General features: G+C 61.7%; 28 protein-coding genes. 16 read left to right on the top strand and 12 right to left on the bottom strand.

All coding sequences use genetic code 11. The features are described from left to right. Positions 1 to 271: 271 nt before the first annotated feature. Both arsC and LDZ28_RS12830 read left to right on the top strand, forming a co-directional pair. A complete protein-coding gene (gene arsC / locus LDZ28_RS12835) occupies positions 272 to 694 on the top strand; it encodes an arsenate reductase (glutaredoxin) (RefSeq protein WP_244828133.1) in 423 nt (140 codons plus the stop codon). Between the two features lie 109 nt (positions 695 to 803). Beyond that, positions 804 to 1,076, top strand: coding sequence for a hypothetical protein (locus tag LDZ28_RS12830; protein WP_244826479.1), 273 nt, complete (start codon positions 804 to 806; stop codon positions 1,074 to 1,076). A 106-nt stretch (positions 1,077 to 1,182) separates the two neighbouring features. Here LDZ28_RS12830 and LDZ28_RS12825 read toward each other — a convergent pair whose 3' ends face one another. Beyond that, a complete protein-coding gene (locus LDZ28_RS12825; RefSeq protein ID WP_244826478.1) occupies positions 1,183 to 1,677 on the bottom strand; it encodes an MgtC/SapB family protein in 495 nt (164 codons plus the stop codon). Between the two features lie 131 nt (positions 1,678 to 1,808). On the opposite strand from LDZ28_RS12825, the gene LDZ28_RS12820 reads away from it, so the two are divergent. After that, the gene (locus LDZ28_RS12820; RefSeq protein ID WP_284503230.1) at positions 1,809 to 2,183 is read left to right on the top strand and encodes a RidA family protein; all 375 of its coding nucleotides are present in this window, start codon (positions 1,809 to 1,811) and stop codon (positions 2,181 to 2,183) included. A gap of 3 nt (positions 2,184 to 2,186) precedes the next feature. Here LDZ28_RS12820 and LDZ28_RS12815 read toward each other — a convergent pair whose 3' ends face one another. Next, positions 2,187 to 2,783: an alpha-ketoglutarate-dependent dioxygenase AlkB gene (locus LDZ28_RS12815; protein ID WP_244826476.1), complete on the bottom strand. Its 597-nt coding sequence runs from the start codon at positions 2,781 to 2,783 to the stop codon at positions 2,187 to 2,189. 130 nt (positions 2,784 to 2,913) lie between these two features. On the opposite strand from LDZ28_RS12815, the gene LDZ28_RS12810 reads away from it, so the two are divergent. Further along, complete coding sequence (locus LDZ28_RS12810; protein ID WP_244826475.1) at positions 2,914 to 3,303, top strand: response regulator; 390 nt, start codon at positions 2,914 to 2,916, stop codon at positions 3,301 to 3,303. Between the two features lie 7 nt (positions 3,304 to 3,310). On the opposite strand, the gene LDZ28_RS12805 is transcribed toward LDZ28_RS12810, so the two are convergent. Together LDZ28_RS12805 and LDZ28_RS12800 are read right to left on the bottom strand one after the other, a co-directional pair. Beyond that, a complete protein-coding gene (locus LDZ28_RS12805) occupies positions 3,311 to 4,120 on the bottom strand; it encodes an endonuclease/exonuclease/phosphatase family protein (RefSeq protein ID WP_244826474.1) in 810 nt (269 codons plus the stop codon). Between the two features lie 50 nt (positions 4,121 to 4,170). Further along, positions 4,171 to 4,710 carry a hypothetical protein gene (locus LDZ28_RS12800; RefSeq protein WP_244826473.1) on the bottom strand — a complete coding sequence of 180 codons (540 nt, stop codon included), beginning with the start codon at positions 4,708 to 4,710 and terminating at the stop codon, positions 4,171 to 4,173. 384 nt (positions 4,711 to 5,094) lie between these two features. On the opposite strand from LDZ28_RS12800, the gene LDZ28_RS12795 reads away from it, so the two are divergent. The 4 genes from LDZ28_RS12795 (at position 5,095) to LDZ28_RS12780 (ending at position 9,317) form a co-directional block, all read left to right on the top strand. After that, positions 5,095 to 6,072 carry an AAA family ATPase gene (locus LDZ28_RS12795; protein WP_244826472.1) on the top strand — a complete coding sequence of 326 codons (978 nt, stop codon included), beginning with the start codon at positions 5,095 to 5,097 and terminating at the stop codon, positions 6,070 to 6,072. A 185-nt stretch (positions 6,073 to 6,257) separates the two neighbouring features. Continuing rightward, on the top strand, positions 6,258 to 7,358 hold the full coding sequence (locus LDZ28_RS12790; RefSeq protein WP_244826471.1) for an NAD(P)/FAD-dependent oxidoreductase: 1,101 nt from the start codon (positions 6,258 to 6,260) through the stop codon (positions 7,356 to 7,358). A 125-nt stretch (positions 7,359 to 7,483) separates the two neighbouring features. Further along, on the top strand, positions 7,484 to 7,798 hold the full coding sequence (locus LDZ28_RS12785; protein WP_244826470.1) for a high-potential iron-sulfur protein: 315 nt from the start codon (positions 7,484 to 7,486) through the stop codon (positions 7,796 to 7,798). A gap of 229 nt (positions 7,799 to 8,027) precedes the next feature. Beyond that, entirely contained in the window at positions 8,028 to 9,317 is a 1,290-nt protein-coding gene (locus LDZ28_RS12780; protein ID WP_244826469.1) for an MFS transporter, read from the top strand. A 24-nt stretch (positions 9,318 to 9,341) separates the two neighbouring features. Here the strand turns inward: LDZ28_RS12780 and LDZ28_RS12775 are convergent, their stop codons facing one another. Together LDZ28_RS12775 and LDZ28_RS12770 are read right to left on the bottom strand one after the other, a co-directional pair. Beyond that, entirely contained in the window at positions 9,342 to 9,611 is a 270-nt protein-coding gene (locus tag LDZ28_RS12775) for a hypothetical protein (protein WP_244826468.1), read from the bottom strand. A 54-nt stretch (positions 9,612 to 9,665) separates the two neighbouring features. Next, a complete protein-coding gene (locus LDZ28_RS12770) occupies positions 9,666 to 10,424 on the bottom strand; it encodes a Mut7-C ubiquitin/RNAse domain-containing protein (RefSeq protein WP_244826467.1) in 759 nt (252 codons plus the stop codon). 90 nt (positions 10,425 to 10,514) lie between these two features. On the opposite strand from LDZ28_RS12770, the gene LDZ28_RS12765 reads away from it, so the two are divergent. The 3 genes from LDZ28_RS12765 (at position 10,515) to LDZ28_RS12755 (ending at position 12,275) form a co-directional block, all read left to right on the top strand. Then, positions 10,515 to 11,387: an NAD(P)-dependent oxidoreductase gene (locus LDZ28_RS12765; RefSeq protein WP_244826466.1), complete on the top strand. Its 873-nt coding sequence runs from the start codon at positions 10,515 to 10,517 to the stop codon at positions 11,385 to 11,387. 89 nt (positions 11,388 to 11,476) lie between these two features. Next, the gene (locus LDZ28_RS12760) at positions 11,477 to 11,902 is read left to right on the top strand and encodes a hypothetical protein (RefSeq protein ID WP_244826465.1); all 426 of its coding nucleotides are present in this window, start codon (positions 11,477 to 11,479) and stop codon (positions 11,900 to 11,902) included. Between the two features lie 7 nt (positions 11,903 to 11,909). Then, entirely contained in the window at positions 11,910 to 12,275 is a 366-nt protein-coding gene (locus LDZ28_RS12755; protein ID WP_244826464.1) for a response regulator, read from the top strand. 212 nt (positions 12,276 to 12,487) lie between these two features. Here LDZ28_RS12755 and argC read toward each other — a convergent pair whose 3' ends face one another. The 3 genes from argC to LDZ28_RS12740 form a co-directional block, all read right to left on the bottom strand. Continuing rightward, positions 12,488 to 13,441 carry an N-acetyl-gamma-glutamyl-phosphate reductase gene (gene argC, locus LDZ28_RS12750; protein ID WP_244826463.1) on the bottom strand — a complete coding sequence of 318 codons (954 nt, stop codon included), beginning with the start codon at positions 13,439 to 13,441 and terminating at the stop codon, positions 12,488 to 12,490. 162 nt (positions 13,442 to 13,603) lie between these two features. Next, complete coding sequence (locus LDZ28_RS12745) at positions 13,604 to 14,170, bottom strand: flavodoxin family protein (RefSeq protein WP_244826462.1); 567 nt, start codon at positions 14,168 to 14,170, stop codon at positions 13,604 to 13,606. 185 nt (positions 14,171 to 14,355) lie between these two features. Beyond that, positions 14,356 to 14,862, bottom strand: coding sequence for a YbhB/YbcL family Raf kinase inhibitor-like protein (locus LDZ28_RS12740; protein ID WP_244826461.1), 507 nt, complete (start codon positions 14,860 to 14,862; stop codon positions 14,356 to 14,358). A gap of 369 nt (positions 14,863 to 15,231) precedes the next feature. On the opposite strand from LDZ28_RS12740, the gene LDZ28_RS12735 reads away from it, so the two are divergent. Further along, positions 15,232 to 15,939, top strand: a complete 708-nt coding sequence (locus LDZ28_RS12735; RefSeq protein WP_244826460.1) for a response regulator — start codon at positions 15,232 to 15,234, stop codon at positions 15,937 to 15,939. A gap of 99 nt (positions 15,940 to 16,038) precedes the next feature. Here LDZ28_RS12735 and LDZ28_RS12730 read toward each other — a convergent pair whose 3' ends face one another. Next, positions 16,039 to 16,725: an orotate phosphoribosyltransferase gene (locus tag LDZ28_RS12730; protein WP_244826459.1), complete on the bottom strand. Its 687-nt coding sequence runs from the start codon at positions 16,723 to 16,725 to the stop codon at positions 16,039 to 16,041. Positions 16,726 to 16,980: 255 nt separating this feature from the next. On the opposite strand from LDZ28_RS12730, the gene LDZ28_RS12725 reads away from it, so the two are divergent. Together LDZ28_RS12725 and LDZ28_RS12720 are read left to right on the top strand one after the other, a co-directional pair. Continuing rightward, positions 16,981 to 18,207, top strand: coding sequence for an MFS transporter (locus LDZ28_RS12725; protein WP_244826458.1), 1,227 nt, complete (start codon positions 16,981 to 16,983; stop codon positions 18,205 to 18,207). 243 nt (positions 18,208 to 18,450) lie between these two features. Then, positions 18,451 to 20,730, top strand: a complete 2,280-nt coding sequence (locus LDZ28_RS12720) for an NADP-dependent malic enzyme (RefSeq protein ID WP_244826457.1) — start codon at positions 18,451 to 18,453, stop codon at positions 20,728 to 20,730. A gap of 116 nt (positions 20,731 to 20,846) precedes the next feature. Here the strand turns inward: LDZ28_RS12720 and LDZ28_RS12715 are convergent, their stop codons facing one another. Then, entirely contained in the window at positions 20,847 to 24,434 is a 3,588-nt protein-coding gene (locus LDZ28_RS12715) for an indolepyruvate ferredoxin oxidoreductase family protein (protein WP_244826456.1), read from the bottom strand. A gap of 347 nt (positions 24,435 to 24,781) precedes the next feature. On the opposite strand from LDZ28_RS12715, the gene LDZ28_RS12710 reads away from it, so the two are divergent. Beyond that, positions 24,782 to 24,985 (top strand): hypothetical protein, encoded by a 204-nt coding sequence (locus tag LDZ28_RS12710; protein WP_244826455.1) that lies wholly within the window; start codon positions 24,782 to 24,784, stop codon positions 24,983 to 24,985. A 114-nt stretch (positions 24,986 to 25,099) separates the two neighbouring features. On the opposite strand, the gene hppD is transcribed toward LDZ28_RS12710, so the two are convergent. Then, complete coding sequence (gene hppD, locus LDZ28_RS12705) at positions 25,100 to 26,203, bottom strand: 4-hydroxyphenylpyruvate dioxygenase (RefSeq protein WP_244826454.1); 1,104 nt, start codon at positions 26,201 to 26,203, stop codon at positions 25,100 to 25,102. Between the two features lie 135 nt (positions 26,204 to 26,338). On the opposite strand from hppD, the gene LDZ28_RS12700 reads away from it, so the two are divergent. After that, complete coding sequence (locus tag LDZ28_RS12700; protein ID WP_244826453.1) at positions 26,339 to 26,842, top strand: Lrp/AsnC family transcriptional regulator; 504 nt, start codon at positions 26,339 to 26,341, stop codon at positions 26,840 to 26,842. Positions 26,843 to 26,850: the final 8 nt, after the last annotated feature.

The raw sequence follows: 26,850 nt of genomic DNA, 5'->3' as shown, positions 1-26,850 counted from the left end.
TCTGCCATGCGACCACTTGCTGGACTTGTAGATATGCAATTCGAAGGCGACTGCGAAGCAGTCAGGGCCGAACGCCAGTAAGACCGCTGGCGGATGATGCACCCAGGACATGCCGCATTGCACACTTCGTTATAGGCCGCGCAGCCGCGATTGAACAGGGTATTTGCTGCATCGCTGGCAATCCGGTCGGTGGCCTGACGCAAGCCGGGCGTGCGCGTCATCGTGAGGTCGGCCTAGAATGCCGAATGTGATCATCAAGGACATCGCCGACATGACTGTCATCATCTATCACAACCCGAAGTGCGGCACCTCGCGCAACACACTCGCGCTGATCCGCAATGCGGGCATCGAGCCGAAAGTCGTCGAGTATCTGACCGCGCCGCCGGATCGCGCGACGCTCACTTCGCTCATCGCGCGCGCCGGGCTTTCCGTGCGCGAAGCGCTGCGCGAAAAGGGCACGCCCTACGCCGAGCTCGGCTTGGGCGACACGAGTCTCACCGACGAGCAACTCATCGACGCCATGCTCGCGCATCCAATCCTCATCAATCGTCCCTTCGTCGATACCCCGAAAGGCGCGCGACTGTGCCGTCCATCGGAACTCGTGATCGATCTTTTGCCGGAGCCGCAAAAAGGACCTTTTGCAAAGGAAGACGGCGAAGTGGTTATCGACGAAGCAGGCAAACGCTTGCTCTGACTTGACCGTTACCTGACGTTACCTTTCTCGCGGGTCTGTTGCACCTGTGTCAGGAATCGCCTTCTAGACTGCACTCGACATCACGCAATCGGGGCAAGGAGAAGGCGACATGAAAAAGCAGCTTGCAACTGTGGCAATCGCGTTGGCAGGACTCGGGGGTTTGGCGGTATCGACGGCAGCATCGGCGCATGTCGATGTCGCGGTAGGCGTCGGCGTGCCGGTTTATGCGCAGGCCCAGCCGGTCTACGTGCAGCCCGCATACGGATACGGCTACGGCGATGAACGCTGGCGCGAACACGAATGGCGACGCCACGAGCGCGAGCGTCATTGGCGGCATGAGATGCATCGCGAAGAACGCTGGCGCGAACATCACGGCTGGTAAGCGCATCGACTTTCTGCGCCTGGAAACGCGGCGGGCCGCAAGGTTGCGCCGCGTTGTTCATTGAATGATGCGAGAGCGCGCCGATGCGCACAGGCAATTCCGCCAGTCACTCTTCCTCGCCAATGCCCGCCGGACGTTGACTCGGCGGCTTGCGCATCCAGCGCTTCAGCAAGCCTTTCTCGATGATCCGCCCAACCGTCAGCAGCACGATGAGAATCACCGTGGCGATCAGCGCGAGACTCCATACGCCGAGCCCACACAGGATGCCCACGGCCGCCGTCACCCAGATGGAAGCCGCCGTGGTCAGCCCGCGAATGCGGTTCTCGCGCGGATTCTGAATGATCACGCCCGCGCCCAGAAAGCCGATGCCCGTCACGATGCCTTGCACCACCCGCGAGACTTCGGTGTTGTGCGCGAGCGGCTCGGTGGCAAATCCGAGCGCACACATGGTCGCGATGCATGCACCTAGCGACACGAGCCCGAGCGTCTTCATGCCGGTCGGTTTGCCGTGCAGATCGCGATCGACGCCGATGATGCAGCCGATCAGCACCGCGACGAGCATGCGGACGACGGCATCGATGAGAATGGGTTGAGGAAGCATTGCGAAGAAACAGGACTGAAAGGGACGCTGCATCTTCGCATCAAAGGTCCGGACGCGCGCGGGATATTTTGGCGGGCTAACGTGCCGGTTCCTTGCAAGGAGACAACGTGAACCACCGTCCCAAATTCTCGATGATCGATGCCGCGCCGACGCCTGTCGGCCCGTTTTCCCACGCGGCAGAAGCCGACGGCTGGGTTTTCCTCACCGGCCAGATGCCGACCGACCCCAACGACGACAACGCCCCGCTGCCCGAGGGCGTCGCCGCGCAGACGCGCCGCGTGATGGATAACCTGATCCTCGTGCTGACGGGACTCGGCCTCACGCTCGACAGCGTGGTGAGCGCGCGCATCTTCCTCACCGAGTTCAAGCGCGACTACGACGCGATGAACGCCGTGTACCGCTCCTACTTTCTGCCGAAGCCGCTGCCGGCGCGCACGTGCATCGGCGTGACGGGCCTTGCGCGCGACGCGCTCGTCGAGATCGATTTCGTCGCGCGGCGGCCCTGAAGTTCAACGCCGCTTCGATGCGTCGACCCAGCGAAACGTCAGGTTGATGCGTTCGCCGCGCGCGCCCGGCTCCTTCGGCACGCGATGCACCCATTCGAGCTGCGTGCGTCCGCGCATCACGAGCAGGCTGCCGTGCGTCAGCGCGAGCGCGTGCGTGGCATGCGTGCGCGCGTGGCGGAATTCGAATGCACGCGTGGCGCCAAGACTCACCGACGCGATCACCGGCTCGGGCCCGAGCTCGCGTTCCTTGTCGGCGTGCCAGCCCATGCTGTCGAGCCCTGTGCGATAACGGTTGAGGAGCACGCTGTTGAAACGCGCGGCGCACACGTCCTGAGCGGCATCGCGCAACCGGGCGACGGCGGGCGTCCACGGCTGCGGCACGTTGCGGATGCCCGAGTAAACATAGACGGCATCCGGCTCGCCTTGCCACGCGGTCAGGCGCGGCAGCGGCAAACGGCCGCGGGGCGTGTTCATCGTGTCCTGCTGCCAGCTTACTTCCGCGATCAGCTCGCCCATGAGATCGGAACCGGCGTCGGAGTCGATCCAGTCCGGGTGCCACACGATATCGGGTTTGGGAATGTCGTCGAAGAGATCGAACATGGGAACGCCGGCGTGCGCGGAAAAGTCCACGATAGCAGAGCTGTCGCATGCTGCCTTGCGCCCTCATTTCATCAGGCTCGGGCGTTGTGCTACAGTCGCCTCGCCATCTTGAAAATGTACGAGGACACGCATGAACACCACCGCCGAAGCGACCGGCGGCGCGGCGTCGAGCCGGCGCATTCTGATTGTCGACGACAGCGAGGACGCCGCGCTTGCCATGTCGATGCTGCTCGAGGCACTGGGCCACGAAGTGCGCACGGAGCACGACGGTCCGCGCGCGCTGCAGTCCATCGACGATTTCAAACCCGACGTGGTGCTGCTCGATATCGGTCTGCCGGGCATGAACGGCTTCGACGTGGCGCGCGAGATGCGCAAGCGCCCCGTCACGCGCGACGCCTTGCTGCTCGCGCTGACCGGTTACGGCAGCGACGCGGATCGGCAGAATTCGATCGATGCCGGCTTCGATCATCACCTCACCAAGCCGGTTTCCATCGACGCTCTGGAAGCGCTGCTCGGCTGACGCCGCCTCATTCCTCGACGCGCAGTCTCGCCATATACGGCAAGTGATCGGACAGCCATGCGGTGTCCTGCGTCGGCACGAGCCATTCGACAGGCTTAAGACCGCGCACGAACATCTTGTCGAGCGCGAGCGCGGGCGAGAACGCCGGAAAGGTGCGGCCGGATTCGCCGAGCATCGTCGCGACCTCGCTCATGCCGAGTTCGCGAAATAGCGGCACGGAATCGTTGCGCCAGTCGTTGAAATCGCCTGCCAGCACGAGCGGGCCTTCCGGCGCTTCCTTCGCAATCCAGTGCGCGATCCAGTTCATCTGACGCAGACGCGCGGAACGCGTGAGCGCCAGATGCGCGCACAAGAGCGTGATGGCCTTCCCGGCGAAAGTGGCGCGCGCGACCAGCAAGCCACGCTTTTCGAAGCGATGCGCCGAGATGTCCCAGCGCCCGGATAGATCCAGCGGATGCGGCGACAAGATGGCGTTGCCGTGCCGCCACGACGGCTTGAACACGTTCGGCCCGAGGGCGATCTGCAATTCGAGCGCGGTGGCGATTTCGGTGGCCTGGCAATGCCAGACATCGTCGAGCGGCGCTGCAAGCGGGTTGCCGAAACCGCTTGCGAGCACGGGCTGCGGCATGCGCCGCGCCATCGCTTCCTGGAGAAAATAGACGTCGGCGTTGGTGGTCTGAACCCACCGCTGCATGGCGTTCCAGGCGCGCAGTCCGAGCGGTGAGCGGCCCTTGTGGAGGTTCCAGCTTACGGCGGTGAAATCCGGCGTGCCGTTGTGCGTGGATGGACCTGGCGGAAGATGTTCTGAGTTTCGCATGCGTTCGTTGTGTGGTGGCGCGGCCTCTCTACTTTATGTCACGAAGGCCGTCATTGCGTTGCTGGTGCCGAAGCCATGCTCGCGCGCACTCGATACAGCAGCGTCGGATTGCTGTCGACGATCTTCCATTCGCCCCATTCGCCGGGCTTCAGCACGAGCCCCGGATGCGATCCGCTCACCTGACGCGGCACCGGCGGCAATTTGCAGCCGGCCGCCGTGCTCCGCGAGGAATCATCCTGAAGCGTTTCCTGAGCGTCGATGGCGAGCGTGATGTCGTCGGCGCTTGCGTGCGTCGGCGAAACGGTGATGGTGCGCGTGAGATCGATGTCGCCCGCTGGCTGATTCGCACAGCCGACCTGATTCTGCGTGATGTTGTGATGCGTATCGGTGCGCGCCTGGCCGACATTCGTCGTGGCGGAAAACGAATCGATTTGCTGACCGTCGCGCACGACCTGCAACTCCCAGTCGACAGGCTGCGGCGTGCTTGACTGCGCCCAGGCAGGTCCCGCCGATACCACCGCGAGGCACGCGCTTGCAGCAAGCACAAATCGAAAGGGGAACGGCAAGACGGTTCGTGTTGTTCTTTGCATTGAAGGCTTCTCCGGCGCACGGGCGGTTCGGATGGCGGCGTTTCGCTTTTGCGCGTGATCTGCTTGGGCGAAAAGCCGCTGGATCGGCGTTTCCTCGGCGACTTGATTCTGACCGGGCTGCACGGCTACGGTTCAGCCAGAATCCTTACCAAAACCCGACATCTGGGGCCGCGCAAAACACTTCGCAGCCAGGTTGGAAAAACGCCGCAGAAAAACAGCACGTTTCGAACCCGCTCGCGGCACGCTCACACGTGGGACGAACGATGATACTCGCGCCTGCGCTATGCGGCGGAATTGGCAGCAGACCCGCGAGACTGCTCGCTTGCGTGGTGTTTTGTCGTCGCTACACTGGCTTTGTCGACCAAAACAATGACGGGGCGTGACATGACGACAGCCGTGGTGAAACAGGAACTGGCGGTGGCATCGTTCAGCAAGGTCTACAGTCTCGACGACGTGGAAACCGCGCTCAACGATTTGTCCGAAGGCGCAAGCGACGCCCTGCGCGCCACTTACGAGAAGATGCTCAAGGTCGGCAATCTGCGCTTCTGCGTGAAGCCGAATCGCATGCCGTGCATCGACGACCTTGCGGCTTCCCTGCCGAACTTCGAGGAGCCGCTCGACGACATTCGCAAGCAGATCGCGCTGTGCCTCGAAACCGAGGACCGCCTCGAACTCATGCCAATGCTGTTGCTCGGCGAACCCGGCATCGGCAAGACGCATTTTGCGAAGCAGCTTGCGCGAATGCTCGGGACCACGTCGCATTACGTGGCGATGAGTTCGCTCACCGCCGGATGGATTCTCTCGGGCGCGTCGTCGCAATGGCGCAACGCCAAGCCAGGCAAGGTGTTCGACGCCCTCGTGAACGGCAGCTACGCGAACCCCGTCATTACCGTCGATGAAATCGACAAGGCCACCGGCGACGCGCAATACGATCCGCTCGGCGCGCTTTACGCGTTGCTCGAACACGACACGGCGCAGACTTTCATCGACGAATTCGCGGAAGTGCCGATCAACGCGGGCAACGTCGTGTGGATTGCAACGGCCAACGACGCGCGCGCCATTCCCGAGCCGATCATGAACCGCATGAACGTCTACGAGATTCCCGCGCCGGATCGCGACGGCGCGCGTCGTATCGCGCAGGCAATTTACGACGACATCCGCACGACGCACGCGTGGGGCCGGCGCTTTCCCGAAACGCTCGGCGATGCCCCGCTCGATGCGCTCACGCAAGCCTCGCCACGCGGCATGCGGCGCGCGATGCTCAACGCGTTTGGCAACGCGCGTATCGACGGACGACATCACGTCGAGGCGCGCGATATCCAGCTCGACCGTAATTCACGCAAGAAAGCGATCGGTTTTTAAAGCGCGCGAATTTTTGGAATTGCCAAAAAAGCCATGGAAACATGGCTTTTTTGTCATCGGACGGCCAGTTTCATGCCTTTTTCTGCATTGCTCCGTAATTCGGTTCAATTGCCATGCGTTTGTTGTGCAACTCGCAATAGTCAAGAACGTAGAATGGTTGCGAGCTATCTTGCGACGGAACGGACATGGATCGGATCGAGTGCGTGGTAATCGGCGCGGGCGTGGTTGGGCTTGCGATTGCGCGGCAACTGGCGATGCGCGGGCGCGAAGTGATCGTGCTGGAAGCGGGCGAGGCGATCGGCATTGGCACCAGTTCGCGCAACAGCGAAGTGATTCACGCGGGCATCTACTATCCGCGTGGATCGCAGAAAGCCGAGCTGTGCGTGCGTGGGCGCGAAATGCTGTACAAATACTGCCGCGAGCATGGCGTGCCGCATCGGCAATGCGGCAAGCTGCTCGTTGCCACGGCGCGCAATCAGATTCCGCAGCTTGCGGGCATCGAACAGAAGGGCCTGGAAAATCGCGTGGAAGGTCTCGTGCGGATCAGCGGCGCACAGGCGGCGGAGATGGAGCCGCAACTGACGTGCGTCGAGGCGGTGTGGTCGCCGAGTACGGGAATCGTCGACAGTCACCAGTACATGCTGGCGCTACAAGGCGATGCCGAGAATCACGGCGCGAACATCGTGTTTCATACGCCGGTGGCGGCCATCGACGCGCGCGAGGGCTGCTTTATCGTCGAGACCGGCGGCGATGCCCCGGCGCGCTTCCGGGCGTCGTTTCTGATCAACAGCGCGGGGCTTCACGCGAACAGGATCGCCAGCAAGATTCGCGGTCTCGACGATCGTCACGTGCCGCCGCTCTACTTCGCGAAGGGCAACTACTTCAGCGTGAGCGGGCGCGCGCCGTTCGAACGGCTCATCTATCCGATGCCCAATGAAGCGGGACTCGGCGTGCATCTGACCGTCGACATGGGCGGCCAAGCCAAGTTCGGTCCTGATGTCGAATGGGTGCAGTCGCTCAATTACGATGTCGATCCGCGCCGCGCCGATTCCTTCTATGCCGCGATTCGTGCGTATTGGCCGGGTCTGCCCGACGACGCGCTGCAGCCGGCCTACGCGGGCATCAGGCCGAAGCTCTCGGGTCCGGGGCAGGCAGCCGCCGACTTCATGATTCAAGGCAAGTCCGCGCATGGCGTGCCGGGACTCGTGAATCTGTTCGGCATCGAATCGCCCGGACTGACAGCTTCACTCGCCATCGCCGAGCGCGTGGCGGACATGATGCGTTAGCCGCGATTCCCCCGGGTTCTTATCTATAACATTTGGCTTCATCGATTCGCTTCCGGATTGTTATGCTCGGGCATCGCCGTCGTCAGAACGGCGTTTTCCCCCAATACAACATGGAGCGAGTCACCATGAAGGCATCTCGTCGTACGTTTCTCATCACCAGCGTGGGCGTTGCATCGACGTTCGCGCTCGGCTCGAAAGCCGCTTTCGCCGACGCACCGAAGGTCGACGAAAACGATCCCACCGCCAAGGCGCTCGGCTACAAGGAAGACGCGACCAAGGTCGATAAGGCCAAGTTCGCCAAGTACGCCGCCGGCGAAGACTGCGGCAACTGCCAGTTCTATCAAGGCAAGGCCGCCGATGCCTACGCGCCGTGTCCGATGTTCGCGAACAAGCAGGTCGCCTCGAAGGGCTGGTGCGGCGCGTATGTAAAGAAGGCCTGAGCTTCCCTCGTTGGACGACGAACGCGCCTGGCGGCATTGCCCGGCGCGTTTTGCGTTGTAGCCGCTTGATAAGCAAACGCATGGTCTTTACACTCGCCAAGGCAAATTCAGCCTTACGCCTCGCCTGAGCAAATGCATTCGATGCGCCGGGCGATACGCGCACGACGCGGCCAACGGGGGTCCGTCCGATGGCACGAAACCCAATGATCGACAAACCAAAGGGATTCGCATGGCAGGCAGACCATTGAATGCGCGCGCCGTCGCGGCCGCGGTCATCGGCAATGCGCTGGAGTGGTACGACTTCACCGTGTTCGGCTTCATGACTGTCGTCATCGCCCGCTTGTTCTTTCCGAGCTATAGCGACTACTCATCCATTTTGCTGACCACCGCGACCTTCGGCGTCGCGTTCGTGATGCGGCCGGTCGGCGGCATCGTGCTGGGTCTTTATGCGGATCGCGCGGGGCGCAAGGCGGCGCTCACGTTGGTCATCGCGATGATGACCATCGGCATTCTGCTGCTCGCGATAGCGCCGCCATACTCGGCAATCGGGATCGGCGCGCCGCTCGTGATCGTGTTCGCGCGGCTGTTGCAGGGCTTCTCCGCCGGCGGCGAGTTCGGAACGGCGACCGCGCTCTTGATCGAAGCAGCGCCGTTTTCCCGACGCGGTTTCTACGGCAGTTTCCAGATGGCGAGTCAGGCGGCGGCGCTCTTGCTCGGCGCGCTCGTCGGCGCGGCGATCACGCGCGGACTGTCGCCCGAAGCGCTCGATTCATGGGGCTGGCGCGTGCCGTTCGTTCTCGGTTTGATCATCGGGCCGATCGGCCTGTACATTCGGCGCAACATGGCCGATACCGAAGCGTTCCTGCACGCGAAGAAGACCGCGCGCCGCGCGACGCTTGGTGAAGTCTTCCGCAATCACAGCCGCGAAGTGCTGTGCGGGCTCGGTTCGGTGATCGCGCTGACGGTGACGGTCTATGTGCTGATCGCCTATCTGCCGACCTTCGCGGTCAAGCAACTCAAGCTGCCGCTCGGGCAGTCGTTCACGGCGCTGATCGTCGGCAATCTCATCTTGACCGTGCTTTCGCCGGTGGCGGGCGCGTGGTCGGATCGAATCGGACGCAAGGGCCTGACCTTGTGGTCGCTTCTCATCACGCTCGTGATCATCTATCCGCTCTTCGCGTGGCTCGCCGCCGAGCCGAGCGTGGCGCGGCTCGTGGTCGTGCAGGCGCTCTTGTCGATCACGCTGTCCGGTTACTACGGGCCGTTCGGCGCGCTGATCGCGGAGCTGTTTCCCGCGCATATCCGCTCGACCGGGCTTGCGCTCGCGTACAACATCGCCGTGATGCTGTTCGGCGGCTTCGGGCAGTTCATCGTGACGTGGCTCATCAAGACGACGGGCTCGCAACTCGCGCCGACCTTCTACGTGATGGCGGGACTCGTGCTTTCGATCATCGCCGTGGCCTGCATTCCGGCGACGCGTCACGTCGATGTCGACGAGGCGCGTGACGGCATCCGCTAGGCGGTCGAGCGCCTGCGCGACGCTTCAACGCTCCAGACCCGCTGCGACGAGCAATTCCGCCAGGACTTCGGAGAGACCGCCTTCGTGGTTCGCGGCGCGTTCCTTCAATTGCGTCACGAGCTTCTCGTCCAGCTTGCAGGCAAACGGCACGAGACCCTTGGCCTGATCCAGCTTGCGCTGCTCGCGGCGATCCAGTTTCGGCGCTTCCGCTGCGCCCACGCGCGGCTTGCCGCCTTGCTTCAGGTCGTTGGCGAGCTTGAACGCCTTGGTTTGTTCCAGTTGAAATTTGTTCACGCGATGCTCCGTTGCGGCGTTTTGATAGGCAGGGGCCGTATTGTACGTGGAGGTTCACACGCGGCTTGCATCCGCGAGTCCGTCGATGCGCTCGCGCATGCGCTTCCAGTGTGAGCCCTCCCAGAAGACGCGGCGGCAGACATCGCAAGTCACGAAACGCGTGTGCCGTTCGCGCACGCCTTCGGGCACGCGGTCGTCGATCTCGCTCGCTGCCGCGCGACGCAGCGGCGCGTTGCACATGAGGCAGAGGCGAAACGCGCGCACATGCGGCGCGAGATCGAGACGTTCCGCCACTTCACGCCATTGCTCGTCGGCATGCAGTGCGCGCACGTAGCAGCCGTGCAGCACATTTTTTCGCTTGAGCAATTCGCGGTCGCGCGTAAGGACGATGCGTGCTTCATCGTGCGAAAGGCGCTCGATTTCATCGTCGGCGAAGTTGTTGTCGTAACGCGTGTTGAAACCCGCGAGCCGCAACAGTTGCGCGAGGCCGCCGAGATGCGCATCGGCGATAAAGCGCAGATTTTCCGCGACGAGCGCCGGCCGCAAAAGCCGTGCGCCGTCGGCCATGCCGGGCGGCACGCGCCGCGCGGGATAGATCTCGATGACATCGTTTTCTTCGATTGGCGCGTCGAAGCCGGCCGGATGCCCGTTGCGCACGATCAGCGCCACTTCCGTGTGCGGCACGCCCAGCGCTTCGATCATGTGTTTGGCCGACGAAGACGGCGGACAGGCGCAAGCGAATGCCTGCCCGCGTTGGGGCCGCGCCAGAAAGTCGTTCAGTTCGCGATGGAAGTGAAAGCGCGCCGTGACCATGCAGGGAGTATCGCATCGGCGGATTCGGCGTGCTGCCAGTCGATGTGCTCTACTGGCGCTCGGTCGGCAATCAACGAATGGAGCGTAAGCATGGATATCGGATTCATCGGTCTGGGTGAAATGGGCGCGGCCATGGCCGTCAACGCGCTGAAAGCGGGCCACACGGTGCGCGTCTGGAACCGCTCGCGCGACAAGACGCGTTCGCTCGCGGACCAGGGCGCATCCGTGGTCGATACCCCCGAGCAGGCATTTGCCGGCGACGCCGCCTTTTCGATGCTCGCGGACGATCAAGCGCTGCGCTCCGTGCTGATCGATGGCGGCTTGCTCAAGCACGCGCCGAAAGGCCTCGTGCACGTGAACATGGCGACCATTTCGGCGGCGCTCGCCGTCGAACTCGCGCAATTGCACGCGCAGCATGGCGTCGCTTACGTGGCCGCGCCCGTGCTTGGCCGGCCGGATGTCGCGGCGGAGGGCAAGCTCAACATTCTCGCGGCCGGCGCCGATGCCGACATCGCGCGCGTGCAACCCGTCTTCGACGCGCTCGGTCAAAAAACCTGGCGCGTGGGCCACGAACCGCAGCACGCCAACGTGCTCAAGCTGGCGGCGAATTTCATGTTGGCGTCTGCGATAGAAAGTTTCGGCGAAGCGGCCGCGCTCGTGAGCGGACACGGCATCGAGGCGCAGACGTTGCTCGACGTCATCACGAATTCGCTGTTTCCGGGGCCGGTTTATCAGGGCTACGGCAAGATGATCGCGGAGCGTCGTTACGAGCCCGCGCTCTTCAAGGCGCGGCTCGGTCTGAAGGACGTGCGCCTCGCGATAGCCGCGGGCGACGCGGTCAACGTGCCGCTGCCGGTCGCGAGCGTGGTGCGCGACAACCTCGTCGACGCGCTTGCCCACGGCGACGGCGAAAAGGACTTCGCGGTGCTCGGGCAAGTGGCGGCGCGCCGCGCGGGACGATGATCGTCGAAAAGAAACGTCTGTTCTAACGGGTTCGTGATTTGCTGGGATGGCTATGCATCGAACGTAATTAAAAATAACTGGGAGACGTCATGCCATCGAACCGCATCGCCTTCGCCGCGCTTTGCTGGGGCGCCTTGTCGAGCGCGCCCGCTCACGCCGACGACACCCCGAGCCCGTGCGATGCGCTGAAGCGCATCGTGGCGGCGGCGCCGAATTTCTCGTCACTCTCCGCAATCGATGGACGGCCCGTCGCGTTGGCATACGGCGACGGCGCTAGCTGCGCGGCGTCGCAAAGCAACTATCGATGCACCTGGACGCCGCACGGCGGAGCAAGCGCCGATGCGCTGCAAAGCGTCGCGGCGGACATCGCTTCCTGTCTGCCGGACGCCACCCACGATCAGAATTCGCCCGCGCGCCAGCACTTTTATCTTGGCGCACGCGGCGCGCGCACGGAGATCGCGGCATCGCAGGCGGGCGAGAACAAGCTGAAGCTCGAAATCTACGGCAACCGGTGAGGCTATCGTGACGAAGCGCATCCTCATAGCCGACGCCGACGACGACGCCCTGAGCGGTCTCGCCAATCTCCTGAATGGAATGGGGCATGAAGTGGCGCTCGCCGCCAATGGCGCGCAAGCCGTGCACGTGGCCGCGCAGTTTTCGCCGGATGTCGTGATTCTGGATATTGGCGCGCCGCTTTTGGATGGGCTGGCCGCCGCGCGTGATTTGCGCCGCACGCCCACAGGTCACGCGATGATGCTCGTTGCGCTCACGGGTTGGGGGCAGCCGCAACACCGCGAACTAACGATGGATGCGGGCTTCGACGTACATCTCGTGAAGCCAATTTCATCGGATCAACTGCAGTTCATTCTCTCGATGACGCAGCCGTGAAACATTCCGTGTTGATCGCATGCAACGGAGATGTTGCATCGCATCAAATTTAACGATATAGTTACTCCTGTCTCCTCCATGTCTCCACTGATATGGATTCAGCCCGCCAAACTAGGCGGGCTTTTTTTCGTCCGCAACAAATGATGCAGCCGATAAAAAAGCCGATCCGCTGACAAAGCGAACCGGCTTTTCTGCTTTCCGAGGGATAACGATCAGCGCGTGAGCCCGGCTTCCTCGTCGGCACCGATGGCCAGATTCATGCATTGAATCGCCGCGCCGGATGCGCCCTTGCCAAGATTGTCGAGCCGCGCCACGGTCACGAAACGCTCTTCGTTGCCGAACACGAAAATCTCGACACGGTTCGTGTCGTTGCACGCTTGCACGTCGAAGAAACCGTTGTCGAGATTGCTTTCGGCATCGAACGGAAGCACGCGCACGAACGGCTCGTTGTTGTAGTACTCGGCGAGCATATCGCGCACGTCCTGCGGTTTCGCCTTGCGCGCGAGCTGGTCGGGGGAGAAATATGTCGTCACCGCCAGACCCTTCAGGAACGGGCCGACTATTGGCGTAAAGATCGGCGCGCGCTTCAAACCCGTGCGCACCGACATTTCCGGCAGATGCTTGTGCGTGAGGCCGAGTGCGTACGGACGCGGACTCGCCAGACGCGCGTCGCCGCCGGCTTCGTATTCGGCGATCATCTTCTTGCCGCCACCGCTGTAGCCGGTGATCGAATAGGCGTGCGCGTCGAAATCGGCGGATACGAGACCGCCCGCGACGAGCGGTTGTACCGACAGTACGAACGCCGATGCATGGCAGCCCGGTACGGCGATGCGCTTCGCAGTACGCAGACGTTCCCGCTGCGCGCGCGACAGTTCGGGCAGACCGTACGCCCAGTCGTCCTGCGTGCGAAACGCGGTGCTGGCGTCGATCATGACGGTGCGAGCGTTGTCCTTGTCGACAAGCGAAACCGATTCTCGCGAGGCGACATCCGGCAGGCACAGAAAGGTCACGTCGGATGCGTTGATGAGGCGGCGGCGTTCCTCGACGTCCTTGCGCTTCGTGTCGTCGATACGCAGCACTTCGATGTCACGGCGTCCCGACAGATATTCGAAAATCTTAAGGCCGGTGGTGCCTTCCTGTCCGTCGACAAATACTTTCGTGGTCATCTCGATCTCACTGGTTCGGCGCGACGACGCAAATGGTTGCAACGCCTACGCGCTCGCCGCAAAAACGGACATTTTAAGGCGTTTCCGAGACGCGTTGATGTCCGTTGTCCGCAACGAGCGCGTGCAGGCTGTCAAACGCGCCGCCCAAGCGGCGCGCGCGCCTTACTTGCCGGTCCAGCGAGCAGTCACGGCAGCGATTCGCGCGCCAAAAACGCGGGCGCTTTCGAGATCGCCGGGCGGCGGCGCTTCGTCCGGCGATGCATCCGCGGGCGATTGCGTCAGCAACCCGGTCGAGCCGCCGACGAAGTTCAGGTCGTTGCGGGTGGCGGCCTTCGTGTTCGACGGCATCATGCCGGTGCCCGCCCAGATCATGCCGTGCTGCATGGCGAGCGTGACGAAGTAGGAAATCGTCAGGAACTTGTCGCCGTTCATGGTCGCGGAATTGGTGAAGCCAGCCGCGATCTTGTCTTTCCATTTTTGCGCGAACCAGGGTTTGGAACTGGCGTCGGCGAATTTCTTGAAGTCGGCGGACGGGCCGCCCATGTACGTCGGCGAGCCGAAGACGATGGCGTCGGCGGCATCCAGGTCGGCCCAGGCGGCGTCGTCGAGATCGCCGACTGCGATCAGTTTGGCGTTGGCGCCTGCGTCCGTGGCGCCGGCCAGCACGGCTTCGGCGGCTTTCTTCGTGTGGCCGTAGCCGCTGTGATAAACGATGATGATGTTCGACATGGTTTCCTTTAGCCGCGATGAATTCGCGGTGCGTCTCGACTGCACGCGTGTGGGTTTGCTCTTCGCGACGACGGCATGGAAGCCATCACTCGACGAAGGCGGCGGGCGAGCGGAACCAGTCTAGCAAAGACAAATTTCGTTCTGCGGACACGGATGCGGCAGGGTTACGCTTGCCGGCCCGTTCATTACCGGCCGTAAGTGAACGTCAACTGCGCCGAAGCGATGCTTACCGTGCGGATTTCGTGTTCGAACATCAGCGCGGGCGTACCTTGCCGCAGTCGCAGGTCGTCGCTGCGCAGCGCATACACCGTCACGATATAGCGGTGCGCCTTGCCAGGCGGAGGGCACGGACCGCCGTAACCGTCGGTGTCCCAGTCGTTGCGGGCTTCCACCGCGCTCATTTTGCGCAGCGCGCCGGCGGCGCTCGCATTGGCCGGTATATGCGTCACACCCGCCGGAATGCCGGCGACGGCCCAATGCCACCAGCCGCGGCCAGGGGCGTCAGGATCGAATACGGTGATCGCAAAACTGCGCGTATCGGTGGGCGCGCCGTGCCATGAAAGCTGCGGTGAGCGATTGCCGCCCTTGCAGTCGGATTCATTGAAAAGAAGATCGCGCGAAACCGGCTTTCCCGGAACTAAGTCGACGCTTGAAACGGTGAATGCCGGTTCTGCCACGGCGTCTTGTGGCATGAAAATCACCGCCAATATCCACGTCGAGAGTGCGAATAACGTAAGACCGGCCGGACTCTCGGTTCGACATGCGAGGCGCATGTAGCTGACTCCTGTCAGTGTCGTTGCGCCTTATATCAGCGTTTCGATGGCTGCAACGATGTTTTTTGTCTCAGTGATGCGCTTCATGCCAAGTTGCAGTTTAACATTGCAACAAAGCATTAAAAGCTTGCACCTTGAGACTAAACCTATGGCGCAGTTCAAATGTGTCTGAAATTAAAAACGAGATGACGCCTTGACGGCGGCGACTTCGGCAGCTATCAAAGAGAAAATGAATATCCCGACAGTGATTCGCGCGGCATCAGACGAACCAATATTCTGGGGCAGTAAATGAGCCAGCGAATAAAAGTCATCATTGCAGACGATCATCCGGTCATCTTGTTCGGCGCCACTCAGGCGCTCAACAAGTTTCCGGAGGTCGACGTCATTGGTCAGGCCAAGCAATCCACCGAGCTTATTCAATTGCTGCAAAAATCGCATTGCGACGTTCTCGTAACCGATCTTGCAATGCCGGGCGGCTCTTATGGCGATGGCATGCCGCTGCTCGGCTATATCGGCAGGCAATTTCCCCGGGTAAAACTCGTTGTCCTGACCATGCTCGAAAACCCGGCCTTGCTCAAACGTCTGCGCGAAGTCGGTGTCATGTCGATCATCAACAAAGCCGACGACATGAACCATATCGGCTGGGCAATTCAGCACGTCATGCGCGGTCAGGAGTATCTCGGGCCATCGGTCAAGGCGGCGCTCGACAGCATGGGAATGAGCGGAAGCGGTCAGCAACGCAGCGTGATTCTTTCCAAGCGTGAACTCGAAGTGGTGCGGCTCTTCGTCTCGGGCATGACGATCACTGAAATAGCGGGGCAATTGCGGCGCAGTATTAAAACCATCAGCACGCAAAAGAACACCGCTATGCGCAAACTGGGTATCGAGCGAGATTCCGAATTGTTTCAGTATGCACAAAGTAATGGCTTGATGAATCTCTCGGCATATTCGGGCGACGGTTCCGTGGAAGACGTGCCCATTCCAGATTCAAATTAGGTTCGCACTATTTAACCGCTGGACGAATTGATAAAAGCCGCTGATGTCATGTCAGCGGCTTTTTCGTTTCGATTCTCAACCAGCGATTGCTTTAAAGACTTATTGCGGCGCAGCCGTCGCTCCGCCGTGTGCCGCCGACCATTCGGCAGGCGCGTGCAGGAATTTCTCGACCTCATCCAGCGTCTTCGATTCGAAATAGCCTTGTTCCTTGGCGACGCGCAGCACGTCCCACCACGTCGCGAGCGCGTGCAGATTCACGTCGATATCCTTCAGCACTGACACGCTCTCTTTGAAGATGTTGTAGTGAAAGAGCACGAAGCAGTCGTTCACCGTTGCGCCGGCCGTGCGCAGCGCATTGATGAAGTTGATCTTGCTGCGGCTGTCGGTGGTCAGGTCTTCCACCAGCAGCACGCGCTGGCCTTCGGTCAGAAGACCTTCGATCTGCGCGTTGCGACCAAAACCCTTGGGCTTCTTGCGAACGTATTGCATCGGCACCATCAGGCGATCCGCCAGCCACGCCGCGAAAGGAATACCCGCCGTCTCGCCGCCTGCAACCGCGTCGATTTGTTCGTAGCCGACGTCGCGCAGAATGGTCGCCTCGGCCATTTCCATCAGACCGCGACGCACACGCGGATAGGAAATCAGCTTGCGGCAGTCGATATACACCGGGCTCGCCCAGCCGGACGTGAAGATATACGGTTTTTCCGCGTTGAAGTGCACCGCCTGTACTTCGAGCAAAATCTTGGCGGTGGTGTCGGAGATCGTCTGGCGATCGAAGCCTGTCATGGGCGAATCCTTGGACTTGGATGGTGGCGCTTGGTCGAAGCGGGAGGCGGCCGCGTGGGGCCCTGGCGCATTAACAGGCAGAACGAGCCGCTTTTGGACGGCGTTCGTGCGGTTCCTGCGCGCGTAGGCCGAAATTTTACCCGAGGTGAGACGTTCGGGCGAGCGGCGCTCGGGACAGCGCCTATTTTTTGAGCGTCTTGTAGCCGCGTGGTCGTCGCACTTAAACTCGCGCAACTTCGCCCGCCGTGCTCCGACATGACTCCCGCTTCCCCTTCCGTCGATACCCCGAATCACCGCCACCCGCTGCACGCGCTCATCGCTTCCATTCTCGGCTATGCGATGGATGGCTTCGATCTCCTGATCCTCGGCTTCATGCTGCCCGCGATCGCCGTGGATCTGCACCTCACGCCCGCGCAGGCAGGGTCGCTCGTCACGTGGACGCTGGCCGGCGCGGTCGCGGGCGGCGTGGTGTTCGGCATGCTCTCCGATTACTTCGGCCGTGTGCGCATGCTGACCTGGACCATTCTCCTGTTCGCCGTCTTCACCGGCCTGTGCGCGCTTGCAAGAGGATACGGCGACTTGCTGGTCTATCGCACCATCGCGGGCATTGGGCTGGGCGGGGAGTTCGGCATTGGCATGGCGCTCGTCGCCGAGGCATGGCCGGCTCGGCTGCGGGCGCGCGTGTCCTCGTATGTCGGGCTTGGCTGGCAACTCGGCGTGCTTGCCGCCGCGCTTCTCACGCCGCTTTTGCTGCCGATGATCGGCTGGCGCGGCATGTTCGCCGTCGGCTTGTTGCCGGCGGTCGCGTCGTTCTTCGTGCGGCGCAAGGTCGCCGAACCCGTGCTCTTCACGGAACGTCGCGCGAAGCACGCGCCGCGCAAGCTGCCGCTCGGACGTCTCTTCGACACCGCGCGCACGACGCGTGCGAGCCTCGGCGTGATCGTGCTGTGCTCGGTGCAGAATTTCGGCTATTACGGGCTGATGATCTGGCTGCCCAGTTATCTATCCAAGACCTTCGGCTATTCGCTCACGAAGTCGGGTCTCTGGACCGCCGTCACCGTGCTCGGCATGGCGCTCGGCATCTGGCTCTTCGGCGTTGCGGCCGACCGCTTCGGCCGCAAGCCCGCGTTTCTCTTCTATCAGATCGGCGCGGTGGCAATGGTCTTCGTCTATTCGAACTTGACGAGCCCCGGCGCGTTGCTGGTAGGCGGCGCGGTCATGGGCGTGTTCGTCAACGGAATGATCGGCGGTTACGGCGCGCTCATCTACGAAATCTATCCGACCGAGGCGCGCGCCACCGCGCAAAACGTGCTGTTCAATATCGGCCGCGCGGTCGGCGGACTGGGTCCGGTCGTGGTTGGCGCGCTTGCCGCGAAGTATTCGTTCGCGACTGCGCTCGCCTTGCTGGCATCGATCTATTTACTCGATATATTTGCCACGCTCTTTCTCATTCCCGAAAAACGCGGCGCCGAACTCGACTGATTGACCGTTCGGCCTAGGGAAAATGCTGCTGCGCGCCATCTGGAAGGCGAGGTGTACACTGGTCGTCCCAAAAATTGAAGCTCCGGCCGTCCCGTTTGATCCTTACGGGCGGCACGCCGCGTCTATCCGATGCGCCGGGCGACTGAAGACATTGGTCCATCGAATCACACTCCACACTCAATGTTGAGCGGTCGTCGGCGGTGTGAACCCTGTTCAAAATATTTCTAACGTCTCAGGCTAATCATGGACGAACAACTGAAGCAAAGCGCTCTCGCGTATCACCAATATCCGCGTCCGGGCAAGATCTCCGTCACGCCGACCAAACCGCTTTCCAATCAGCTGGATTTATCGCTTGCGTATTCGCCGGGTGTGGCCGCCGCATGCATGGCGATCTTCGACGAACCGCTCGACGCGCAGAAATACACCTCGCGCGCGAATCTCGTCGGCGTGGTGACGAACGGCACGGCGGTGCTCGGCCTCGGCAACATCGGTCCGCTCGCGGCCAAGCCGGTGATGGAAGGAAAAGGGTGTCTGTTCAAGAAGTTCGCGGGCATCGACGTGTTCGACATCGAGCTCGACGAGACCGATCCCGACAAGCTCGTCGATGCAATCGCCATGCTCGAACCGACGCTCGGTGGCATCAACCTCGAAGACATCAAGGCGCCGGAATGCTTCTATATCGAGAAGAAGCTGCGCGAGCGCATGAAGATCCCCGTTTTCCATGACGATCAGCACGGCACGGCGATCATCGCGTCGGCGGCAATTCTCAACGGCCTGAAAGTGGTCGGCAAGAAGCTCGACGAAATCAAGCTCGTCTGTTCGGGCGCGGGCGCAGCCGCTATCGCGTGTCTGGACTTGCTCGTCGATCTGGGCTTGAAGAAGTCGAACACGCTCGTCGTCGATTCGAAGGGCGTGATCTACGAAGGGCGCGGCAACCTCGATGTGTCGAAGGAGCGCTATCAGGCGACCACCGACGCGCGTACGCTCGCCGATGCCATCGATCAGGCCGACGTTTTCCTTGGTTGTTCGAGCGCGGGCGTGCTCAAGCCCGAGATGGTCAAGGTGATGGCCGACAAGCCGCTGATTCTCGCGCTTGCCAATCCCGAGCCGGAAATTCGTCCGGAGGAAGCGAAGAAGGTGCGGCCGGACTGCATCATCGCGACTGGCCGTTCGGACTATCCGAATCAGGTCAACAACGTGCTGTGCTTCCCGTTCATCTTCCGTGGCGCGCTGGACGTGGGCGCCACGACCATTACCGAAGAGATGAAGCTCGCGTGCGTGCGCGCGATCGCCGAACTCGCGGAAGAAACCGACCAGGGCGATGAAGTCGCGAAAGCCTACGAAGGCCATTCGCTCGAATTCGGCCCGGAATATCTGATCCCGAAACCGTTCGATCCGCGACTCATCATCAAGATTGCGCCGGCCGTGGCGCAGGCCGCGATGGATTCGGGCGTGGCGACGCGTCCGATTCAGGACATGGACGCGTATCGCGAGACGCTCGGCGCGACGGTGTATCGCACCGGCATGGTGATGCGGCCGGTGTTCGTGGCGGCGAAGGCTGCGCCCGCGCGCATCGCGTTTGCGGAAGGTGAAGACGAGCGCGTGCTGCGCGCCGCGCAGTTCGTGTTGCTGGAGAAGATCGCGAAGCCGATCATCATCGGCCGGCCGGCTGTCGTCGAAATGCGTCTGCAGAAGATGGGCTCGAAGCTCAAGCCTGGCGTCGATTTCGAGATCGTGAACCCGGAAGACGATCCGCGTTATCAAAAGAGCTGGCAGGCGTATCACGAAATCGCCGCGCGTGAAGGCGTGACGCCCGAAAGCGCGAAGGCCGCGCTGCGCAAGTTCAACACGCTGATCGGCGCGATCCTGGTTCATACCGGCGACGCCGACGGCATGATCTGCGGTCTCATCGACACGTATCAGGATCACCTCAAGTTCATCGATCAGGTGTTGGGCAAGTCCGAAGGCGCAAACAACTTCGCGGCGATGAATCTGCTGATGCTGCAAGGGCGCAATCTCTTCATCAGCGATACCTACGTCAACGAAACGCCAACGCCCGAGCAGCTTGCCGACATGACGATTCTCGCCGCGCGCGAGATCGAGCGCTTCGGCATTTCGCCGAAGGTGGCGCTGGTGTCGAACTCGAACTTCGGCAGCGTGCCGAGCGCGTCGAGCAAGCGGATGGCCGAAGCACGCAAGCTGATCGCCGAACGCGCGCCGGACCTCGAAGTCGATGGCGAAATGCACGGCGACGCCGCGTTGTCGGAAGCGGTACGCAAGGCTTCGTTCCCCGGCACGACGCTCACCGGCGAAGCGAACCTGCTCATCATGCCGAACGTGGAAGCCGCGAACATCACGTACAACCTGCTCAAGATGGTGAGCGGCGAGGGCGTGACGGTCGGACCGTTCCTGCTGGGCGCGGCAAAGCCCGTGCACATCCTGACGCCGGCCGCGACCGTGCGACGGATCATCAATATGACGGCGGTGGCTTCGGCGAACGCGAAGGTGGCAAATAACAAGTAAGGGGCAAAACGGCGGCTTCTCGTGAAGAGGTTGCCGCTTCTCTTTTGACGCACGAAAGACAAAAGGGCGGTCCTCGCGGATCGCCCTTCTGTTTCAAACAGCGCGTAACCCAGGCCTTACGCTACCTGTCGCGCCTGACCGCCCTCGTTGTTTCTCCACCGCGTCAGCAGCGCATTCCACTTGATCCGCGCCGCCTTCACGTTGTTGTCCTTCACGTGGCCGTAACCGCGCATCGAATCCGGCAGATTCGCCAGTTCGATGGCAAGCGCCAGCTTCTGCGGCGTCAATCCACCGATCAGCTCCTTCACCAGCGCCTCGTATTCCACGATCAGCGCGCGCTCCATCTTCCGCTCCTCGATTCTGCCGAACGGATCGAGCGCCGTGCCGCGCAGAAACTTGAGCTTCGCGAGCCCGCGCATGGCGGACATCATCCACGGGCCATATTGCTTTTTCACCAGATGGCCGTGCTGGTCCTTCTTCGACATGCTCGGCGGCGCGAGATGGAACTTGATCTTCCAGTCGCCTTCGAAACTGTTCTTCACCTTGTCGAGAAAAGCGGGGTCCGCATAGAGACGCGCGACTTCGTACTCGTCCTTGTACGCCATCAGCTTGTGCAGATTCTTCGCGACGGCTTCGGTCAATTGATACTGGCCATCGCCGACGCCGAGTTCCGCCTCGGCGGCACGCACCGACGCGACGAGTCGGCCATAACGCGTTGCATACGCGGTGTTCTGATACTTCGCAAGATAGTCGAGGCGCTTGTCGATGAGCGCGTCGAGCGCCTTCGGCGTGTGCAGCGCGATGATCTTGCCCGCGCCTTCCGGTGCGCTGCCGCGTTGCGCTTCGGTCAGCTTGCGTAGCGAGTCGAGATCGTGCGCGGCGCGACGGCCCCATTCGAACGCGGCCAGATTCTTTTCGACCTGTACGGCGTTCAATTCGATCGCGCGCACGAGCGATTCATGCCGCAACGGCACCCAGCCTTTTTGCCATGCGTAGCCGAGCACGAACGGATTCGTGTAGATGGCGTCGCCCATCAGCGCGACGGCGAAGCGGTTGGCATCGACGAGCGCGACATGTTCGCCCGCCGCCGCACGGATATCGGCTTCCGCGCTCGCGCCGGGAAAGCGCCAGTTCGGGTCCTTGATGAACGCAGCGGTCGGCGTCTGCGCGCTGTTCACGACCACGCGCGTGTGATCCGGCTGCATGCGCGAGCCGCATTCGTCGCTGGCGGTGACGATCGCATCGCAACCGATGACGAGATCCGCCTCGCCCATGGCAATGCGCGTTGCGTGAATATCGCCCGGACGGTTGGCGATCTGCACGTGGCTCATCACCGCGCCGCCTTTCTGCGCGAGGCCGGTGACGTCGAGCACGGTCACGCCTTTCTGCTCCAGATGCGCCGCCATGCCAAGCAGCGCGCCGATGGTCACGACGCCCGTGCCGCCGACGCCCGTCACCAGCACGCCATATGGCCGGCCGATATCCGGCAGGTCAGGCGCGGGCAGGGCCGGCATGCCGCCGGCTTCGACAGTCGTCGCCTTCGGCTTCTTCAACTGACCGCCTTCGACCGTGACGAAACTCGGGCAAAAGCCGTTCAGACACGAATAGTCCTTGTTGCAGCTCGACTGATTGATCTGCCGCTTCGTGCCGTACTCGGTATCGAGCGGTTCGACCGAAAGGCAGTTCGACTTCACCGAACAGTCGCCGCAACCTTCGCAGACCGCTTCGTTGATCACCACGCGCTTCGCCGGATCGGGAAACGCGCCGCGTTTTCTGCGGCGGCGCTTTTCGGTCGCGCAGGTTTGGTCGTAGATCAGGATGGACGTGCCGGGAATCTCGCGTAGTTGCCGCTGAATGTCGTCGAGTTCATCGCGATGATGCACGTCGATGCCCGGCGCGAGTCCCGTGCTCGGCGTGTACTTCTCGGGCTGATCCGTGACGATGACGATGCGCGCCGCGCCTTCCGCCGCGAGCTGATGCGTGATCTGCGGCACGGTCAGCACGCCGTCGACGGGTTGGCCGCCGGTCATCGCGACGGCGTCGTTATAAAGAATCTTGTAGGTGATGTTCACCTTCGCCGCGATCGCCGCGCGAATGGCGAGCAGGCCGGAGTGGAAGTAGGTGCCGTCGCCGAGATTGGCGAAGACATGCTTGTCGTTCGTGAATGGCGCCTGGCCGACCCACGCGACGCCTTCGCCGCCCATCTGACTGAACGTGCTCGTGCTGCGGTCCATCCACACCGTCATGTAGTGGCAGCCGATTCCCGCCATCGCGCGCGAGCCTTCAGGCACGTTCGTCGACGTGTTGTGCGGACAGCCCGAGCAGAACCACGGCTTGCGCTCCACTTCCACACGCGGACGCGCGAGCGCTTTCTCTTTCGCCTCGATCACGGCAATGCGCGCCGCGATGCCCGCGCGTACATCGGCGGGCAGATCGAACTTGTCGAGACGCGTCGCAATGGCCTTCGCGATGATCGCCGGCGAGAGTTCGTAGTGCGCGGGCAGCAGCCAGTTGCCCATCGGCACGGACCATTCGCCGCCTGCACCGTCTTTCTCGTCGAACTTGCCGAAGACGCGCGGACGTTGCGCATCGGGCCAGTTGTACAACTCTTCCTTGATCGCGTATTCGAGAATCTGGCGTTTTTCCTCGACCACCAGAATCTCGTCGAGACCGCGCGCGAATTCGTGCGCGCCTTGCGCTTCGAGCGGCCACACGCAGCCGACCTTATAGAGACGAATGCCGATTTGCGCGCAGGTGGCGTCGTCGAGACCGAGATCGGTCAACGCCTGACGCACGTCGAGATACGCCTTGCCCGCCGTCATGATGCCGAAGCGTGCGTTGGGCGAATCGATTTCCACGCGGTCCAGCTTGTTCGCGCGCACGTAGGCGAGCGCGGCGTACCACTTGTAGTCGAGCAGACGCGCTTCCTGCACGAGCGGCGGATCGGGCCAGCGAATGTTCAGGCCGCCGTCGGGCATGGCGAAATCGGTCGGAATCACGATCTTCGTGCGATGCGGATCGATATCCACCGACGCCGACGATTCCACCACGTCGGTCACGCATTTCATCGCGACCCAGAGGCCGGAGTAGCGGCTCATCGCCCAGCCGTGCAGGCCGAAGTCGAGATATTCCTGCACGTTCGACGGAAACAGAACCGGCAGGCCGCACGCCTTGAAAATGTGTTCGGATTGATGCGCGAGCGTCGATGACTTCGCGGCGTGGTCGTCACCAGCGAGCACGAGCACGCCGCCGTGCGTCGCCGAACCAGCCGAATTGCCGTGTTTGAAGACATCGCCGGTGCGGTCGACGCCCGGACCCTTGCCATACCACATCGAGAAGACGCCGTCGTATTTGGCGCTCGGGTACAGGTTGACCTGTTGCGAGCCCCAAACGGCGGTGGCCGCGAGGTCTTCGTTGACGCCGGGCTGAAACACGACCTGATGTCCGGCGAGATGCTTTTTCGCCTTCCAGAGCGACTGGTCGAGTCCGCCGAGCGGCGACCCGCGATAACCGGAAATGAATCCAGCGGTGTTAAGGCCAGCGGCTTTGTCGCGCTCTTGCTGCAGCATCGGCAGACGCACCAGCGCCTGGATGCCGCTCATATAGGCGCGGCCGCGTTCCAGCGTGTATTTGTCGTCTAGCGTGACGGATTTGAGTGCGGCTTCTAGCGAAGCTCTTTGTTCTGCGTCTAGCGGGGCGTTCATTCTGTGTACTCCTCCACCCGAGTTTGGGATCACCAAAGCATGTTCCGGGCCGCAGCGTCTTGTGAACGCTCAGGCCGGGACTTCCCAGTTTGCCGATGCTCACGGATTTCAGACAGTGGTACTAACCCGTTGAAAAATACGCACTTACTCGCGCTTTGCATTAAAACGTTGCCGCAAGTGGGCGATTCAGGACAGTTTTGTTACGGCGTGCAAGTTCGACCGAATCGCGGAACCCATGCGCGGACGCATGTCTAAATGAGCGCTTGTGGGGAATGCGCGCCATTCCGGAAGGAATGCGGCGGTCGTTGCAAGTGCCGTAAATCGCAGTCAGAGGGAGTCAATAAAAAATGAAGCAACGTCACATCCAGAGCTTTTTAATGGTCTCGGCGGCCTTTTTCGCTATCAACGCACCGATTGGCGGTGCGCGTGCGAATGCGCCGCAAAACGCGGCATCGCCCGTTTCGCGAGTTTCGCAAGTCCGCGTGCCGTCGGCACAGACCGGCGCCGGCATGCGCCGTGAATCCGAACGCAGCGACGACACGGCCGCATAAAGCCAATCGCTCTATTCTTCGCGGTTCGGCGCTGTCGAACGAACCGCGGAAAAGAAGAAGGGACATGAACCTGAAAGGTCATGTCCCTTCTTCTTTTAGCGCTTACGCTGGTTACTAGTTGGCGGTCGTGTCTTTCAGCACGCCACGGCGCATCTGATCCAGTTCGATCGATTCGAACAGCGCCTTGAAGTTGCCTTCACCGAAGCCCTGATTGCCCTTGCGCTGAATGATCTCGAAGAAAATCGGCCCGATCTGGTTCTCGGTGAAGATTTGCAGCAGGATTTCGTCGTGCACACCGTCGATCAAAATCTTGCGCTTCTTTAGTTCCGCGACCGATTCGCCGTGGTCCGGCACGCGCCGGTCCACGAGTTCATAGTAAGTGTCGATGGTATCGAGAAGCGCGATTTTCGACGCGCGAAGGCCGTCGACCGTGTTGTAGATGTCGTCCGTCCCGAGCGCGATGTGCTGAATGCCTTCGCCGCGATACGCGTCCAGATATTCCTGAATCTGGCCGGCATTTTCCGAACCTTCTTCGTTGATCGGAATACGGATCTTGCCGCAGGGCGAGCTCATCGCCTTGGACTTGACAGCCGTCACTTTTCCTTCGATGTCGAAATAACGCGCTTCGCGGAAATTGAAAAGCCGCTCGTAAAACTCGGCCCATTCGACCATCCGGCCGCGATGCACGTTATGCGTGAGGTGATCGATATACGTGAGGCCGTTGCCAACCGGATTCGGCGAAGCGCCGGGAATCGGCTCGAAATCGACGTCGTAAATGCTGATGTCGCCGATGCTGCCCGGCTGCGCGCCGTTCTTGCCGCGCCAGCGATCGACGAAGTAGATCAGCGAATCGCCGATTCCCTTGATCGCCGGAATGTTCAATTCCATCGGGCCGTTCTTGTTGTCGAAGCCCCACGCGCCCAAGTCCAGCGCGCGTTTGTAGGCTTGAGCGGCATCGGCGACGCGGAATGCAATGGCGCAAATCGACGGGCCGTGCAGGCGCGCAAAGCGCTGCGCGAACGAATCCGGCTCTGCATTGACGATGAAATTGATTTCGCCTTGCCGGTAAAGCGTCACGTCCTTGTGACGGTGCCGCGCAATGGCGGTGAAACCCATTTGCTCGAACAGTTTGCCGAGCGCGACGGGATCGGGCGCGGTGTATTCGATGAATTCGAAGCCGTCGGTGCCAACGGGATTTTCCCAAGTCGATGCGGTCATGCGCGTGTCTCCTGATGTTCGTTTCGATATCGAGACAGTCTAGTCAAGCTGGAGAAGCAAAAGCTTGCGAAACAAATCGCGTGTTTCTAAGATTGCGCAACAACCTGCCGTCTCACGCTTCAAACGAGCCAGAACGTGCCCGAAATAGAACTCGACACTATCGACAGGAAGATTCTCGCGATTCTTCAGGAAAACGGCCGGCTTTCGAATCAGGAAATCGCGGATAGAGTCAGTTTGTCACCGAGTCCGTGCTTGCGGCGCATTCGGCGCCTGGAAGAACTTGGCGTGATTCGCGGCTACGTCGCGCTGCTCGACGCGAAAAAGCTCGGGCTTGGGCTGCTCGCCTACATCAACGTGCGACTGGAAAAACGCGGCGGCGTTCCACTCGCGGCCGGGTCGCAGAATCCGCCAACGCATGCCGATCTGTTTCGCGACGCGGTGCGCGCGTGGGACGAAGTCGTCGCGTGCGACGCGATGACTGGCGAAATGGACTTTCTGCTGCGCGTTCAGGTACGCGACATGGAGCACTTTTCGCGCTTCATGCAGGAACGGCTGCTGCACCATCCTTCGGTGATCGACGTGCGTTCGAGTTTCTCGCTCGAACGAATCAAGGACACGACGGCGCTGCCGTTGCGTTGAAATGAAAA

The organism is Caballeronia sp. TF1N1 (genome assembly GCF_022878925.1).
GTDB lineage: Bacteria > Pseudomonadota > Gammaproteobacteria > Burkholderiales > Burkholderiaceae > Caballeronia.
Note: the sequence above shows the minus strand (reverse complement) of the source record. Positions and strands in the feature narration are given on the sequence as shown.